This window comes from Streptomyces sp. NPDC037054, from assembly GCF_055606745.1.
In genome coordinates, this window is record NZ_JBVJSJ010000010.1 from 22679 (window position 1) to 38563 (window position 15885).

Annotated in this window: 16 protein-coding genes and 1 pseudogene; 14 read left to right on the forward strand and 3 right to left on the reverse strand. The window is 72.6% G+C overall.

The window, feature by feature from the left end; genetic code table 11:
* The first annotated feature begins 3 nt into the window (after window positions 1–3).
* From ACZ7D7_RS23315 to ACZ7D7_RS23355, 9 genes are all read left to right on the forward strand, one after another.
* Window positions 4–375, forward strand: a complete 372-nt coding sequence (locus ACZ7D7_RS23315) for an FKBP-type peptidyl-prolyl cis-trans isomerase (RefSeq protein WP_006132299.1) — start codon at window positions 4–6, stop codon at window positions 373–375.
* 129 nt (window positions 376–504) lie between these two features.
* Window positions 505–1458: a helix-turn-helix transcriptional regulator gene (locus ACZ7D7_RS23320; protein ID WP_470826688.1), complete on the forward strand. Its 954-nt coding sequence runs from the start codon at window positions 505–507 to the stop codon at window positions 1456–1458.
* Between the two features lie 18 nt (window positions 1459–1476).
* Entirely contained in the window at window positions 1477–2532 is a 1056-nt protein-coding gene (locus ACZ7D7_RS23325; protein WP_470826690.1) for a helix-turn-helix transcriptional regulator, read from the forward strand.
* Window positions 2529–2822, forward strand: a complete 294-nt coding sequence (locus ACZ7D7_RS23330; RefSeq protein ID WP_470826691.1) for a hypothetical protein — start codon at window positions 2529–2531, stop codon at window positions 2820–2822. Before ACZ7D7_RS23325 ends, ACZ7D7_RS23330 begins: the two co-directional genes overlap by 4 nt.
* Before the next feature lie 10 nt (window positions 2823–2832).
* Window positions 2833–3027, forward strand: a complete 195-nt coding sequence (locus tag ACZ7D7_RS23335; protein ID WP_470826692.1) for a hypothetical protein — start codon at window positions 2833–2835, stop codon at window positions 3025–3027.
* 294 nt (window positions 3028–3321) lie between these two features.
* On the forward strand, window positions 3322–3609 hold the full coding sequence (gene tatA, locus ACZ7D7_RS23340; protein ID WP_470826694.1) for a Sec-independent protein translocase subunit TatA: 288 nt from the start codon (window positions 3322–3324) through the stop codon (window positions 3607–3609).
* Between the two features lie 48 nt (window positions 3610–3657).
* A complete protein-coding gene (gene tatC / locus ACZ7D7_RS23345; protein ID WP_470826695.1) occupies window positions 3658–4605 on the forward strand; it encodes a twin-arginine translocase subunit TatC in 948 nt (315 codons plus the stop codon).
* 30 nt (window positions 4606–4635) lie between these two features.
* Complete coding sequence (locus ACZ7D7_RS23350) at window positions 4636–5526, forward strand: diacylglycerol kinase (protein ID WP_470826696.1); 891 nt, start codon at window positions 4636–4638, stop codon at window positions 5524–5526.
* 40 nt (window positions 5527–5566) lie between these two features.
* Complete coding sequence (locus ACZ7D7_RS23355) at window positions 5567–8419, forward strand: DEAD/DEAH box helicase (RefSeq protein WP_470826698.1); 2853 nt, start codon at window positions 5567–5569, stop codon at window positions 8417–8419.
* A gap of 2 nt (window positions 8420–8421) precedes the next feature.
* On the opposite strand, the pseudogene ACZ7D7_RS23360 reads toward ACZ7D7_RS23355, so the two are convergent.
* Window positions 8422–9573, reverse strand: a pseudogene (locus tag ACZ7D7_RS23360) (ATP-binding protein); the annotation flags it as partial.
* 369 nt (window positions 9574–9942) lie between these two features.
* On the opposite strand from ACZ7D7_RS23360, the gene ACZ7D7_RS23365 reads away from it, so the two are divergent.
* From ACZ7D7_RS23365 to ACZ7D7_RS23385, 5 genes are all read left to right on the forward strand, one after another.
* A complete protein-coding gene (locus tag ACZ7D7_RS23365; protein ID WP_470826699.1) occupies window positions 9943–11565 on the forward strand; it encodes a sensor histidine kinase in 1623 nt (540 codons plus the stop codon).
* The gene (locus tag ACZ7D7_RS23370; RefSeq protein ID WP_470826700.1) at window positions 11562–11969 is read left to right on the forward strand and encodes a roadblock/LC7 domain-containing protein; all 408 of its coding nucleotides are present in this window, start codon (window positions 11562–11564) and stop codon (window positions 11967–11969) included. The genes ACZ7D7_RS23365 and ACZ7D7_RS23370 overlap by 4 nt, the downstream gene beginning before the upstream one ends.
* Window positions 11966–12391: a DUF742 domain-containing protein gene (locus ACZ7D7_RS23375; protein ID WP_470826701.1), complete on the forward strand. Its 426-nt coding sequence runs from the start codon at window positions 11966–11968 to the stop codon at window positions 12389–12391. The genes ACZ7D7_RS23370 and ACZ7D7_RS23375 overlap by 4 nt, the downstream gene beginning before the upstream one ends.
* Window positions 12372–12992, forward strand: coding sequence for a GTP-binding protein (locus ACZ7D7_RS23380; RefSeq protein WP_470826703.1), 621 nt, complete (start codon window positions 12372–12374; stop codon window positions 12990–12992). Before ACZ7D7_RS23375 ends, ACZ7D7_RS23380 begins: the two co-directional genes overlap by 20 nt.
* 74 nt (window positions 12993–13066) lie before the next feature.
* Entirely contained in the window at window positions 13067–14557 is a 1491-nt protein-coding gene (locus tag ACZ7D7_RS23385) for a cytochrome P450 (RefSeq protein WP_470826705.1), read from the forward strand.
* Here the strand turns inward: ACZ7D7_RS23385 and ACZ7D7_RS23390 are convergent.
* Together ACZ7D7_RS23390 and ACZ7D7_RS23395 are read right to left on the reverse strand one after the other, a co-directional pair.
* Window positions 14551–15534: an RluA family pseudouridine synthase gene (locus ACZ7D7_RS23390; RefSeq protein ID WP_470826707.1), complete on the reverse strand. Its 984-nt coding sequence runs from the start codon at window positions 15532–15534 to the stop codon at window positions 14551–14553. The genes ACZ7D7_RS23385 and ACZ7D7_RS23390 overlap by 7 nt on opposite strands.
* 24 nt (window positions 15535–15558) lie before the next feature.
* Window positions 15559–15825, reverse strand: coding sequence for a hypothetical protein (locus ACZ7D7_RS23395; RefSeq protein WP_470826708.1), 267 nt, complete (start codon window positions 15823–15825; stop codon window positions 15559–15561).
* Window positions 15826–15885: the final 60 nt, after the last annotated feature.

Consider the following 15885-nt stretch of genomic DNA (forward strand, 5'->3'; position numbering starts at 1 on the left):
GAAGTGAGCATCGACAAGCCCGAGATCGACTTCCCGGGCGGCGAGCCCCCGGCGGACCTCGAGATCAAGGACATCTGGGAGGGCGACGGCGAGGTGGCCAAGGCCGGCCAGACCGTCACGGTCCACTACGTGGGCGTGGCCTTCAGCACCGGCGAGGAGTTCGACGCCAGCTGGAACCGTGGCACCCCCTTCCGCTTCCCGCTGGGCGGCGGCCGGGTCATCAAGGGCTGGGACCAGGGCGTGCAGGGCATGAAGGTCGGCGGGCGCCGCCAGCTGACCATCCCGGCCCACCTCGCCTACGGCAACCAGAGCCCGACCCCGGCCATCAAGCCCGGCGAGACCCTGATCTTCGTGGTCGACCTGCTCGGCGTCTGACCGTCGTACGACAGGACCCGATCACCTGGGGCCCATGCCCGTCCGGGCATGGGCCCTCGGCTTTTGTCAGGACACCGCGGAGCGGTACGGTCATCGATCGTAAGCACCATAGGGAGGCGAAGCGCGTCGATGGCCATTGCCAAGGCCGAGCGGCTGATGAACCTGGCGCTGTGTCTGCTCGGGACGCGGCGGCCGCTCAGCAAGCGCGAGCTGCGCGAGTCCATCGAGGCCTACCTCGAAGCGGGCACTGACGACTCCTTCAACCGGATGTTCGAGCGCGACAAGGACGACCTGCGCGAACTCGGCCTCGTCATCGAGACCGTGGAGAACATCGACGGCGAGGTCGGCTACCTCGCCCGCCGCGACAGCAACCGCCTGCCGCCCATCACCCTCGACGCCGAGGAGGCCGCTGCCCTCGGGCTGGCCGCCAAGGTGTGGCAGCAGGCCCGGCTCGCCGGCGCCGCCAGCGGCGCCCTGCAGAAGCTGCGCGCCGCCGGTCTCCCCGAGGACGTCGACCCGTACGAGGCGCACAGCGCGCTGGAACCGCGCATCCCCGTGCACGAGGCCGCCTTCGAACCGCTGATGCTGGCCTGCCGCGACCGCCGCCCCGTCGTCTTCGACTACCGCAAGGCCACCGCCGCGCGCCCCGAGCAGCGGCACGTCGAACCCTGGGCGCTGGAGTGCTGGCGCGGCCACTGGTACCTGGCCGGCTGGGACCGCGACCGGGGCGCCGAGCGCGTCTTCCGGCTGTCCCGCATCACCGGCAAGGTGCGCTCGCGCGGCGGCCTGTTCACCGCCCAGGTCCCCGACGTCGTCACCGTCCGCGAGACCGTCGCGAGCTGGGCCGGCGAGACCGCGGACCGCACGGCGCGCATCCGGCTGCGCACGGACGCCGGTTACCCCCTTCGGGCGAAGGCCACCGCCGTCCGGGAACTCGGCGACGGCTGGGACGAGTTGGAGATTCCGTACGGGCACGGACTGGACGCCTGGCTGGTCGAGTTCGGGCCGGACGTGGTGGTCCTGGAGCCCGCCGAGCTGCGGGCCGACGTGGTGGACCGGCTGCGTGCCGTCGCCAAGGGCTGAGGGGGAGCGGACAACACTGTGGCAGGCAAACCGGTCAGGCCCACGAGCGCCATCGACCAGACCCGGCGGATGCTCTCCCTGGTGACCTATCTGCGGGAGCGCCCCGGCGCCCGCATCGAGGACGTCGCGCGCGCCTTCGGCATCACCGAGGACGAGCTGGTGTCCGACCTCGACGTGCTGCCCATGTGCGGCACCAGCTTCCGCGGCGGCGACCTGCTCGACATCGACACCGACGGCGAGCGCATCTGGTGGCACAACCCGGCCGCCCTCGGCGCCGAGGCCGCCGAGCCGCTGCGCCTCGCCGCCGACGAGGCGACCGCGCTGCTCGTCGCCGCCCGCGCCGTGGCCACCCTGCCCGGCCTGCGCGAGAGCGACCGGCAGGCCCTGCTGCGGGCCACCGCCAAGGTGGAGACCGCCGCCGGCGAGGCCGCCGGCGCCAGCTCCCGGCTCTCGGTCACCTTCGAGTCGGAGGGCGGTGTCTTCGCCGACGTCGACCGCGCCATCGCCGAGCGCCGCCGCCTGTGGATCCGCTACTACTCACCGGCCCGCGACGAGGTCACCGAGCGGGAGATCGACCCCATCCGCCTGGTCAGCGTCGGGCACACCTACGTCGAGGCCTGGTGCCGGCGCTCCGAGTCGCGCCGCACCTTCCGGCTGGACCGGGTCGCCGAGATCAAGATCCTGGACGAGCCGTCCGCACCGCCCGAGGTGGAGCTGCGGGACCTGTCGGAAGGGCTCGTGCAGCCGGCCGCCGAGGACCCCGAGGTCGTCGTCGAGGTCGGTCCGGGCGGCCGCTGGGTCGCCGAGTACTACCCGCACGACAGCGCGGACGAGCTGCCGGACGGCGGGCTGCGCATCAGCCTGCGCACCCCCGACCCGGCCTCCCTGCGGCGCCTCGCGCTGCGGCTCGGCCGCGACGGCCGGATCGTCTCCCCGCCCGAGCTCGCCGACAGCGCCCGGCAGGCGGCCCGCGAGGCCCTGGCGGCGTACGAGGAGACGGCGCCGGGGCAGCCGGGGGCGGTGGTGCCCGTGGCGCAGGACGGGCAGGACGACAGGCAGGAGCGGGTGCTGTGAGCGAGTCGGCGACGTCGGGTGCGCGGGGCATGACGGTGGCGTCCGCGTTCGCGGGGATGAGAAGCGTCGCCCCGGTGGTGTTCCGGGCGGGCTGCCCGGAGTGCCGCGCGAGTTTCGAGCTCGCCGCGGGCGACCTGCGCCTGACCATAGGCGCCACGAGCCGCACCACGTTCTACACCTTCACCTGCCCGGACTGCGGCACGGCGGTGCGCAAGCCGGCGGGCGAGCGGATAGTCGAGCTCCTCACCGGCGGCGGCGTGCGGACGCTGCGGGTGCACTCGACGGTCTAGGCTCGACGTCATGTTCTGGCCGATGTTCGCGATTGCTCTGGGTTTCCTGGGACTTCTGGTCCTCGCGGTGTTCGCCGTGCGTGTCTTCGTGGAGGCGGAGCGTCTCGGCAGGCAGGTGTCGGACTCCGCGCGCCGTATCAACAGGGCGGCCGAGGATCTGGAGCGCGCCGCGGAGAGCACGGCGCGCGCCGCGGAAGCGCTGTGAGCGCCGCGGAAGCCCTGTGAGTGACGCCGCGCCCGCCCTCGGGGGTGGGCCCGGAGCTCAAGCCGTTACGGACCGCTTCGCCCTGTTGGCCTGCGGGGGCGGCAGGTAGGCTGCTTGTCGCGGCCGGAGAACGAGGCCCGGCCGCGGACGGGAGTACGCACAGGGGTCGCACGGGGATTGCCTCACGTTCACCCCTGAGCGTTACGATCGCTGGCAGCGCGATCTGTCGGACAGGTGTCCGACCGGTCGGACGGCATCCCACCCCAAGCCGCCTCGGTGAGAAGGTAAAGACTTATGTTCGGAAGGCTCGGCGCTCCCGAGATCATTCTCATCCTCGTCGTCATCATCCTGCTGTTCGGCGCGAAGAAGCTTCCGGACATGGCGCGTTCGCTCGGCAAGTCGGCGCGCATCCTGAAGAGCGAGGCCAAGGCGATGAAGGAGGAGAAGTCCTCCACCCCCGCCCCGGCCGACCCGCCCAACAACGACGAGCAGCCCCCGGCCCAGCGCATCATCCAGGCCGCTCCCGGCGACGTGTCCACCTCCCGTCCGGTCAACGAGCCGACGGACACGACCAAGCGCTGACGCGGGGCCGGTGACCTCCGGCCCGCCCGCACGAGATGGGAATGTGGGTTGCTGAAGCCTGCCCGCAAGAAGGAGAAGGATCCGGAGGGGCGGATGCCCCTCGCGGAGCACCTTCGTGAGCTCCGCAACCGGCTCGCGAAAGCGCTGCTGGCCATCGTTGTCGTCACGGTCGGCGCCGCCTTCTTCTACAACGACATCATCAACTTCTTCACGGAGCCGATCCTCAAGTCGGTGGGTTGCAAGGAGTCCTTCGAGGAGCTGGCGAACTCCCGCTCCACGTCGCCGTGCGCGCAGATCACCATCAACGGTCTGCTGACGCCGTTCACACTGGCGCTGAAGGTGTCCCTGATGGCCGGTGTGGTGCTGGCCGCCCCCGTGTGGCTCTACCAGCTGTGGGCGTTCGTCGCCCCCGGTCTGCACGGGCACGAGAAGAAGTACGCGTACGCGTTCGTGGCCACGGGCTTCCCGCTGTTCCTCGGCGGCGCCTACTTCGCCTACCGGGTGCTGCCCACCACCGCGAAGGTCCTGATCGAGTTCACCCCGTTCGGCGTCGACAACCTGCTGCCGCTGGACGACCTGCTCGACCTGGTCACGCGCATGGTGATCGTCTTCGGGCTCTCCTTCGAGCTGCCGCTGCTGCTGATCATGCTCAATCTCACCGGAGCGCTGAGCGGCAAGCGGATGCTCGGCTGGTGGCGCGGAATGATCATGGGCATCACGGTGTTCGCGGCCATCGCGACGCCGAGCACGGACCCGCTGACGATGATGGCCCTCGCCGGACCCATCTGGATCCTGTACTTCACGGCGGTCGCCGTCTCCCTCCTCAACGACCGGCGCCGGCGCCGCCGCGAGGCTCTGGAGCCCGCCGACGACGAGGCGTCCGAGCTGGACCTGACCCCCGAGGACATCGGCGAGGTCGAACCGGTGACCGCGCGGCGCGCCCTGCCCGAGCAGGCGGGCGGCGACCGGGTCAACGGTTATGACGACGTGACCTGAAGACCGGGCAGTACCTCATAAGGTCAGGCCGTGACCTGCGAGATCACCCTCTTCGTCAACCCCACCGCGGGCCGCGGCCGGGGCGCCCGCGCGGCGCAGCCGGCCGCTTCCGCGTTGCGGGCGGCCGGCTTCTCCGTCCGCACCGTCCTCGGCGAGCACGCCGAGGACGCCCTCATACGCGCGCGTGCCGCCGTCGCGGACGGCACCGGCGCCCTGATAGCCGTCGGCGGCGACGGCATGGCGAGCCTCGCCCTGCAGGCCGTCGCCGGCACGAGCACCCCGCTCGGCCTGGTCGCCGTCGGCACCGGCAACGACTTCGCCCGCGCCCTCGGCCTGCCGGTGCGCGACCCGGCCGCCGCGGGCCGCCTGATCGCCGACGCGCTCAAGGGCGGGCGGCTGCGCGACGTCGACCTCGGCAGGGTGGGCGACCAGTGGTTCGGCACGGTGCTCGCCTCCGGCTTCGACTCGCGCGTGAACGACCGCGGCAACCGGATGCGGTGGCCCACCGGCCGTGCCAAGTACGACCTGGCGATGCTCGCCGAACTCGCGGCGTTCCGGCCCTTCCCGTACCGCATCCGGCTCGACGACGGCGAGGTCCGGGAGGTCGAGGCCACCCTCGTCGCCGTCGGCAACGGCTCGTCGTACGGCGGCGGCATGCGGATCTGCCCCGGCGCCGACCTCGGCGACGGGCTGTTCGACATCACGGTGGTCGGGGACTGCTCCCGGGCGACGCTGCTGAAGGTGTTCCCGAGCGTCTACAAGGGTGCCCACGTCGACCACCCCAAGGTCACCGTGGTGCGGGCGGCGCGGATCGAGATCGCCGCGGACGGGATCACCGGGTACGCCGACGGCGAGCCGCTCGGCCCGCTGCCGCTGACGGCACGCTGCGTGCCCGGCGCGGTACGCGTCGTGGGCCCGTGAGCTGGGCGTACCCCGGGTCCGGCGGGATGCGATCCGGATAATGATCGTCCTGTTGTCAGTGCGGCCCGGTACGCTCGAAAGCACGATGACAGAGGATCTCTCACCGGCCGAGCGGTACGCGGCCGCCCGCAGGCGCGCTGCCGAGCAGGCCACCGCGCTCGCCTCCTTCCGCGAGATGTACGACTTCGGCCTCGACCCCTTCCAGATCGAGGCCTGTCAGGCCCTCGAGGCCGGAAAGGGCGTGCTGGTGGCGGCGCCCACCGGCTCCGGCAAGACGATCGTCGGCGAGTTCGCCGTCCACCTCGCCCTCCAGCAGGGCAAGAAGTGCTTCTACACGACACCCATCAAGGCGCTGTCGAACCAGAAGTACGCCGACCTCTGCCGCCGCTACGGCACGGACAGGGTCGGCCTGCTCACCGGCGACAACAGCGTGAACTCCGACGCGCCGGTGGTCGTCATGACCACCGAGGTCCTGCGGAACATGCTGTACGCGGGCTCCCAGACCCTCCGCGGACTGGGATACGTGGTGATGGACGAGGTGCACTACCTCTCCGACCGCTTCCGCGGCGCCGTCTGGGAGGAAGTGATCATCCACCTTCCCGAGTCGGTGACGCTGGTGTCGCTGTCGGCGACCGTGTCGAACGCCGAGGAGTTCGGCGACTGGCTCGACACCGTCCGCGGCGACACCGAGGTGATCGTCTCCGAGCACCGGCCCGTGCCGCTGTTCCAGCACGTCCTGGCCGGGCGCCGGATGTACGACCTCTTCGAGGAGGCCGAGGGCCACAAGAAGGCCGTCAACCCCGACCTGACGCGCATGGCCCGGCTGGAGGCGAGCCGTCCGTCGTACCAGGACCGGCGGCGCGGCCGGCACATGCGCGAGGCCGACCGGGAGCGCGAGCGCAGACAGCGGTCCCGGATCTGGACGCCGAGCCGGCCCGAGGTCATCGAGCGGCTCGACGCCGAGGGCCTGCTGCCCGCGATCACCTTCATCTTCAGCCGCGCCGCCTGCGAGGCCGCCGTCCAGCAGTGCCTCTACGCGGGCCTCCGGCTCAACGACGAGGAGGCCCGTGAGAGGGTCCGGACCCTCGTCGAGGAGCGCACGGCCTCCATCCCGCCCGAGGACCTGCACGTCCTCGGCTACTACGAGTGGCTGGAGGGCCTGGAGCGCGGCATCGCCGCCCACCACGCGGGCATGCTGCCGACGTTCAAGGAGGTCGTGGAGGAGCTGTTCGTCCGCGGCCTGGTCAAGGCCGTGTTCGCGACGGAGACGCTGGCGCTGGGCATCAACATGCCGGCCCGCTCCGTGGTGCTGGAGAAGCTCGTCAAGTGGAACGGCGAGCAGCACGCCGACATCACCCCCGGCGAGTTCACCCAGCTCACGGGACGAGCCGGGCGGCGCGGCATCGATGTCGAGGGCCACGCCGTGGTGCTGTGGCAGCGCGGCATGAACCCCGAGCACCTCGCCGGACTCGCGGGCACGCGCACGTATCCGCTGCGCTCCAGCTTCAAGCCGTCGTACAACATGGCGGTCAACCTGGTCGAGCAGTTCGGGCGGCACCGCTCGCGCGAGCTGCTGGAGACCTCGTTCGCGCAGTTCCAGGCCGACAAGTCGGTCGTCGGGATCTCCCGGCAGGTGCAGCGCAACGAGGAGGGCCTGGAGGGCTACAAGGCCTCCATGACCTGCCACCTCGGCGACTTCGAGGAGTACGCGCGGCTGCGCCGCGAACTGAAGGACCGCGAGACCGAGTTGGCCAGGCAGGGCGCGTCCCAGCGTCGCGCGGAGGCCGCCGTCGCGCTGGAGAAGCTCAAGCCCGGCGACGTCATCCACGTGCCCACCGGCAAGTACGCGGGCCTCGCCCTCGTGCTGGACCCGGGCCTGCCCGCGGGCCGGGCGGGCGGACACCGCGGCGTCGAGTACCACGACGGGCCGCGCCCGCTGGTCCTCACCGCCGAGCGGCAGGTCAAGCGGCTCGCGTCCATCGACTTCCCGGTGCCCGTGGAGGCCCTGGAGCGGATGCGGATCCCGAAGTCCTTCAACCCGCGCTCGCCGCAGTCCCGCCGCGACCTCGCGTCGGCGCTGCGCACCAAGGCCGGGCACATCCCGCCCGAGCGGCACCGCAAGCGCCGTTCGCAGGCCGCCGACGACCGGGAGATCGCCCGGCTGCGCACCGCGCTGCGCGCCCACCCCTGCCACGGGTGCAACGACCGTGAGGACCACGCCCGTTGGGCCGAGCGCTACCACCGGCTGCTGCGCGACACCTCGCAGCTGGAGCGCCGTATCGAGGGGCGCACGAACACGATCGCGCGGACCTTCGACCGGATCGTGGCGCTGCTGACCGAGCTGGACTACCTTCGCGGCGACGAGGTCACGGAGCACGGCAAGCGGCTCGCCCGGTTGTACGGCGAGCTGGACCTGCTCTCCAGCGAGTGTCTGCGCGAGGGTGTCTGGGAGGGCCTCGGGCCCGCCGAACTCGCCGCGTGCGTCTCGGCGTTGGTGTACGAGGCGCGGGCCGCCGACGACGCCATGGCGCCGAAGCTGCCGTCGGGGAAGGCCAAGGCCGCGCTGGGCGAGATGGTGCGGATCTGGGGGCGCCTCGACGCGCTGGAGGAGGACTTCCGGATCACCCAGACCGAGGGCGTCGGACAGCGCGAGCCGGACCTCGGCTTCGCTTGGGCCGCCTATCAGTGGGCCTCCGGGGCGGGCCTCGACGAGGTCCTGCGGGAGGCGGAGATGCCGGCCGGGGACTTCGTGCGCTGGTGCAAGCAGGTCATCGACGTGCTCGGGCAGATCTCGGCGGCCTCCGCCGCGGAGGGCTCGACGGTGGCGAAGAACGCCCGCAAGGCCGTCGACGGGCTGTTGCGGGGCGTCGTCGCCTACTCCTCCGTCGGGTAGCCCGCGAGGGTCGTCGTGGAGTGCGTGGCCGCGCGGAAGCCGGGATCGGTGAGCGCGGCCCGCACCCGCCGCAGGCCGGTCCCGTCGCCGTTGTCGTCGCCGCGCGCCTCGGTCCCGGCCAGTGCCGCATCGAGCCGCCGCAGCGCCTCGCCGCGGTCGGAGCCGTGGGCGACCACCCTGGCGGCGGGCGAGGCGTCGTGCGCCGCCGTGTCCCCGGCGCCGGTGGCCCCGTACAGGCGGGCCTCGACCGCGTGGCCGCGCGGCGGGCCGGGAGCCCGGACCACGCCCCGCTCACCCCGCGCCAGGCGCAGCGCCCAGGTGAGCAGATCGACGCCGTGGACCTCCTCGGTGACCGGATGGTCCGTCCCGCGCCGGGTGTCGACCTCCAGGAAGTACGCCTCCTCGCGGGCGGCGTCGTACAGGAACTCGACGGTACCCGCCGAGCGGTAGTCGAGCCACGCGCACAAGTCCCGTGCCCATGCCGCAAGCTGGGCGCGGACGTGATCGGGGAGTCGCGGGGCCGGGGCCTCCTCCAGCAGCCGCCGGCCCCGGTGCCGCAGGGAGCCGTCACGGTCGCCGAAGGTGACGACGAGGCCCTCGCCGTCGCCGAAGACCGGCACCTTCACGTGCCGGGCGTGCTCCACGAAGCGCTCCAGGTAGACGCCGCCCGTGAGGGGTGCCGTCCGCAACCGGTCCCAGGCGGCTGACAGTTCACCGGGGGAGCGGCATGTCGACATGGTGATTCCGCGGCCCCCGTCGGCCGGCTTCGGCAGCACCGGGTAGCCGATGCGGTCGGCCTCCCGCAGCGCCTCCTCGGCAGAGGTGAGCACGTCCGTGCCCGGGGTGAGGAGCAGCCCGGCCGCGTCGGCCGCGGCGCGCGCCGTGGGCCTGGCGCCGAACAGCTCCAGTTGCTCGGGCGTCGGGCCCACGAAGACGAGCCCGGCGTCCTCGCAGCGCCGCGCGAAGTCGGCGCCCCCGGTCGCGCGGCCCCGGCCCGGGTGGATCGCGCCCGCGCCGGTGTCCTTGGCGGCACGCAGGGCGAGGTCGGGGTCGGCGTACCCCGCGACGGCGCGCAGGCCCAGGGCGTGGGCCGTGCGGACGACGCGCTCGGCGACTTCGCCCTGGTCGGCGACGAGCAGCTTGTCGAAGGTCATGCGGCCCCTCGGTGCAGGCGGGTGCGGGCGGGTGCGGGCGGGTGCGGGCGAGAAGAGTACGGGGGACGGTCGTTGACGCCCGTGACGCACCGTGTGCGAGCGGCGCCCGAGCGTGCAAATGGGGCCGAGGGTACTCCTGTCATGAGACGGGTTTCAGGTGCTTGCCGAATATGCCATGAGGTTGATCCGGTCGGGCTAAGCTCGCCCGCAGCGCACCGAGTTGAGATGAATTCGCACGCTTGTTCCCCAATGCGCGGAAGGTGCCGCCTGCCTCCATGACGTACCCCTGCTTTCCCTTGGTTTCCATGACACATCCCCTTCCCCGGCAAGCTCCCCGTTCCTCCAGCCGATTCGTTTCAGAGGGCCTACATGGTGAGTGTTGAATCCCCTCCCGGTCGCCGTGAACTTCCGTACGCGCGCGTGCTGTTGCTGCCGGCCGCCCTGATGGCCGCGGTGACCGGGGCCGCCGTCGCCCTGGTGGCCGAGCCGGCCCGGACGGCCGTCGGCTGGTGCGGGGCCGTCGCCACGCTGCTGGTCGTCGCGGCCGCCGCCGAAGCCGTCCGCCGCGGGCGTGTCCTGCGCGACCTGCGTGCCGAACACGCCCGTCACACCACGTACCTGGAGCAGCGGCTCGCCGCCCAGGAGAGGGAGATGGGCCGCCTCGCCGAGGAGATCCTGCCCGCCGCGCTGCACCTCCTGCACGGCGGACTCTCGCCCCGCGACGCACTGCTGCGGCTGCCCGAACTCGACCCGTCCTACGCCGACTTGCGGCCTCCGCAGGTGTCGTTGCTCAAGACCGTGCTCAAGGTCATCGACACCGAGGAGTCCCTGCGCGACGCCTCGCAGCGCTCCTTCGTCAGCATCGCCCGGCGCGTCCAGGCGATCGTCCACCAGCAGGCCAAGGAACTGCGGGAGATGGAGGAGGACCACGGCCGCAACCCCGAGGTCTTCGACGACCTGCTCCGCATCGACCACGGCACCGCCCTGATCGGCCGCCTCGCCGACTCCGTCGCCGTCCTCGGAGGCGGCCGGCCCGGCCGCCAGTGGCCCCAGCCCGTCGCCCTCTACAGCGTGCTGCGCGGCGCCATGTCGCGGATCCTGGAGTACCGCCGCATCGAGCTGCACTCCATCGCCAAGGTCAACATCAAGGGCGTCTCCGTCGAGCCCGTCATCCACGCCGCCGCCGAACTCCTCGACAACGCCACCCGCTACTCGCCCCCGCACACCAAGGTGCACGTCACCGCCGTCGAGGTGCAGACCGGCGTCGCCATCGAGATCGAGGACGCTGGAGTCAACCTCAGCGAGGAGGCCCGCGACCGCATCGAGGGCATGCTGGAGCGCGCCAAGGCCGGCGCCGACCTCCAGGACCTCGGCGAGCACCCGCGCCTCGGCCTCGCCGTCGTCGGCCGCCTCTGCAAGGCACACAACATGCAGGTGTCGCTGCGCGCCTCCGCGTACGGCGGCGTCCGCGCCGTCCTGATCGTTCCGAGCAAGATGATGACGACCGAACCCGGCGTCGGACTCGCCCACGGCATCGGCGCCACGTCCGTGCCCAAGCAGGGCCCCGGCGCCCTGGAGGGCCCCAAGCGGACCCCCAAGAGGCGCCGCCCCACGAGCCCCCGCATCCCCGCGACGGTGTCCATGGAGGACGACGTCCCCGAGGTCACCGAGTGGACGGCGAACGGCCTGCCGCAGCGCCGCAGCAAGGTGAAGACCTCGCTCACCCAGCGCTACGCCGAACAGGCCGCCGCCGAGCGCGCCGCACGCGAGGCCCAGCGGTCCGGGGTCCCGGACGCCGCCGAGTCCCTCTGGACGGCGCCCGCGAGCGCGACCTCGCCCAAGGAGGAGGAGCCCCCGCCGGGCCTGTGGGTCGAGGCGTTCTGGGCGGGCCTCAAGGGCGACCCGGACCCCACCGCACTCACCCAGCCGACCACCCAGCCGACGACCGAGCCGGCCCGTGCCGAGGCCGACGACGAAGGGGACTTCAAGTGATCCAGCAGCGAGCCAACTTCGACTGGATGCTCAAGGACCTCGCCGACGGCGTGCCGGGCATCGAGATGATCGTCGTGCTGTCCGCCGACGGCCTGCGCATCGCCCGGCACGGCGGCGACCCCGACGCGGCCGACCGGGTCGCCGCCGCCTGCGCCGGACTGCAGAGCCTGGCGAGCGCCGTCGCCACCGAGATCCCCGACAGCGACGGCCGCATGAAGCTGGTCATCATCGAGATCGACGGCGGCTACTTCTACCTGATGGCCGCGGGCGCCAACGCCTACCTCGCCGTCCTCTCCGACGTCGTCGCCGAACCCGGCCTGATGAGCAACCGCATGCGCGACCTCGTCGTCCGGATCGGAGCCCACCTGACAAGTCCGCCCCGGCGGAACGGGCAGACCGTATGACTCCTCCGCGACGCCAGAGGCGCAACCCGCCGGAGGGACCTCCCCCGGACACCAAGGAAGCCAAGGAAGCCGAGGACTCCAAGGACGGCGAGGGCGAGGGCCGCAACCCCGAGCGGCTCTACGTCGTCGCCGGACCCGACGGCGAACGGGCCGAACTCGACCTCGTCACGCTGATCGTGGCCCGCGCCGAGCCCTCACCGTCCGCCACCCCCGAGCAGGCGGCACTTCTCCGGCTGTGCGCCGCCCCGCTCTCCGTGGCCGAGCTGTCGGCCTATCTGAACCTGCCGTTCAGCGTGGTGACCGTGCTGATCACCGAGCTGCTGACGGCCGAGCAGGTGCAGGCGCGCGCCCCGATCGTCCGCCAGGCGCTCCCCGACCGATCGATCCTCGAAGCGGTGATGCATGGACTTCAACGGCTCTGACACCATCCCGGGCCCACGGACCGAGGACCAACTGCCGCACACGGCCTCGGCCGCGGTGAAGATCGTGATCGTCGGGGGCTTCGGCGTCGGCAAGACCACCATGGTGGGTTCCGTCAGCGAGATCAGACCGCTGACCACCGAGGAGACGATGACGCAGGCCGGCATCGGCGTCGACGACGACTTCGGCTCGCCCACCAAGACGGCCACCACCGTGGCGATGGACTTCGGCCGCATCCGGATCACCGACCAGCTCGTCCTGTACCTGTTCGGCACGCCCGGCCAGGAGCGCTTCTGGTTCCTGTGGAACGGCCTGTTCGAAGGCGCGCTCGGTGCCGTCGTCCTCGTCGACGCCCGGCGCCTGGAGGGCAGCTTCGACGTTATGGGCCGCCTGGAGGAACGCGGCGTGCCGTTCGTCGTCGCCGTCAACTCCTTCCCCGACGCGCCCCGTTACCCGGTGCCCGACCTGCGGGCCGCCCTCGACCTGGCCGAGGACATCCCCATCATCGAGTGCGACGTGCGCCGCCGGGCCTCCAGCCGTGACGTCCTGCTGACCCTGATGCGCTTCCTGCACTCGCTCGCCATGTCGGGCTCCCTCACCTGACACCGCGCCCACCCGATCCGAACTCCCCCCGCTTCTCATGTCTTTCACGTCCTTCAGCTTCGGAGCGACCCACTGTGACGCCTGAATCCCACGCCCCGACCGGACCGGGCGACCCCCGGCTCGTCCCGCCCCCCGGCTGCCCCGCGCACGGCCTCGGCCCCGGCGGACTGCAACGGCTGCACGAGGTGGACGACCTGGAGGAGCTGTACGAGAAGCTGCGGGCCGAACACGGCCCCGTGGCGCCCGTGCTGCTCCACGACGACGTCCCCATGTGGGTCGTCCTCGGCCACGCCGAGAACCTCCACATGGTGCGCACGCCCTCCCAGTTCTGCCGCGACAGCCGTATCTGGACCCCGCTCAAGGAGGGCAGGGTCAAGCCCGACCACCCCCTCATGCCGCACATCGCCTGGCAGCCGATCTGCTCGCACGCCGAGGGCGACGAGCACAAGCGGCTGCGCGGCGCGGTCACCGGCGCCATGTCGACCATCGACTACCGCACCCTGCGCCGGCACATCAACCGCCACACCCAGGCACTCGTCAACCGCTTCTGCGAGCAGGGCCGCGCAGACCTCGTCGGACAGTTCGCCGAGCACCTGCCGATGGGCGTGCTGTGCGAGATCCTCGGCATGCCCGAGGAGTTCAACGACCGGCTGGTGGAGGCCGCCCGCGACACCCTCAAGGGCACCGAGACGTCCATGGCCAGCCACGCCTACGTCATGGAGGCCCTCGGCCGGCTCACCACGCGCAGCAGGGCCCGGCCCGACGAGGACTTCGCCGGCCACCTCGTCACCCACCCGGCCCGGCTCACCGACGACGAGGTCCGCGAGCACCTGCGCGTGGTGCTGCTCGCCGCCTACGAGGCCACCGCCAACCTCATCGGCAACGTGCTGCGCGTGGTGCTCACCGACCCGGGGTTCCGGGCGCAGCTCAGCGGCGGTCAGATGACCGTGCCCGAGGCGGTCGAGCAGTCCCTGTGGGACGAGCCGCCGTTCAGCACGGTCCTCGCCTACTTCGCCAAGCAGGACGTGGAGCTGGGCGGGCAGCACATCCGGGCCGGCGACGGCCTGCTGTTCGGCATCGCGCCCGGCAACGTCGACCCCCGGGTGCGGCCCGACCTCGCGGCCAACATGCAGGGCAACCGGTCCCACCTGGCCTTCGGCGGCGGCCCGCACGAATGCCCCGGCCAGGACATCGGCCGCGCCATCGCCGACACCGGCGTCGACGCGCTGCTGCTGCGGCTGCCCGACGTACAACTCGACTGCGACGAGGACGAGTTGTCGTGGCGGTCGTCCATCGCGTCGCGTCACCTGGTGGAGCTGCCGGTGCGCTTCGAGCCCAAGGAGCAGCAGGCGCTGACGGACGCGCCCGGCACGCCGGTCCCGCAGCAGAGCACCGACTGGGTCATCGGCACCGAACCGCCGCGGTCCGAGCCCGCGCCCCCGGCCCCGCCCGCACCGGCGGCCGTCCCGTGGCCCCAGCCGCCCGTCCCGCCGCAGCCGGCGCCCGCACCGGCCCGCCCGCTCGGCGCCTGGCAGCGCTTCCTGCGCTGGTGGCGCGGCTACTGACCGCCCGCCCACGTGTCGTACGACGCCCAGGCGTCGAGCACCCGCGCACTGCGGAACCGGTGGCGCCTGCCCGTGACCGGATCGGTGAACTCCAGCGCCCGCGCGAGCAGTTGCAGCGGGCGACGGAAGTCGCCGGCCGGTACGGGGCCGGTCACCACGGGATACAGCGGGTCGCCGAGGATCGGCACGCCCAGCGCGGTCATGTGCACCCGCAGCTGATGGGTCTGGCCGGTGCCGGGCAGCAGCCGGTACCGGCCCAGGCCGTGCGGCGCGGCGCCCGCGGCGGGGCCGTCCGCCGCCCGGTGCTCGACCAGTTCGATCCGGCTGACGGCGTTCGGCTCGCCCTCGACCTCGCGGGCGGTGAGGACACCGCGCTCCTTCACGATCCGGCTGCGCACCGTACGGGGCAGGCCGAGCCCGGGAGCGTACGGGGCTACGGCCTCGTACTCCTTGCGGACCTCCCGGTCCCGGAACAGCGTCTGGTAGGCGCCGCGCTCCTCGGGCCGCACGGTGAACAGCACCAGCCCGGCGGTGAGCCGGTCCAGGCGGTGCGCGGCGGTCAGCGTCGGGATGCCCAGCTCCCAGCGCAGCCGTGCGAGCGCGGTCTCGGCGACGTGGCCGCCGCGCGGGGTGGTGGCGAGGAAGTGCGGCTTGTCGGCGACGACGACGTGCTCGTCGCGGTGGACCACCTCCAGCGGGAACGGCACCCGGACCTCGGGCGGCAGTTCGCGGTGGAACCACACGAACATGCCCGGCTCGTACGGGGCGTCCGGCGCGACGGGACGCCCGTCCGTGCCGACGACCAGGCCCGCCTCGAACATGCCGTCGACCACCCCGGCGCCGGCCGCCGCGAGCCGCTCGGCCAGATGCTCCCGGACCGTGGCCCACGTCCCGCCGTGGGGCAGCCGCACCCGCACCGGGTCGACCCCGTCCCGCTGGGGGAGTGGGGCGGCGGGGACCGGTCTGCGGCGTCTCATCGGGCCAGCGTATGCGTGCGGGGACTACTGTCCGCGGGCCGCCCGTTCCACCTCCGCCTCCAGGGACTGCCGGGACGTCCCCTGCTCGGCGGCGTGCTCGGCGATCGCCCGCTGCGTGTCGCGGGAGAGGTCGCGCCAGGCCCGCCAGGCGGTCTCCCAGGTGGTGGTCTGCTGCGCGGACCAGGTGTGGTCGGTGGGGCGGCCGTACGCCTGCCGGAGCTTCTCGACCCGGGCGTGGGCCTCGTCGGCGGCGCGCTGCATGGCGACGAGTTCGTCGAAGGTGTGTGCCACGCGGCCGGATCCTAGGCGCGGCCGGGACACCCACCGGCCGCGCCATCCCGGCGGGCGGCC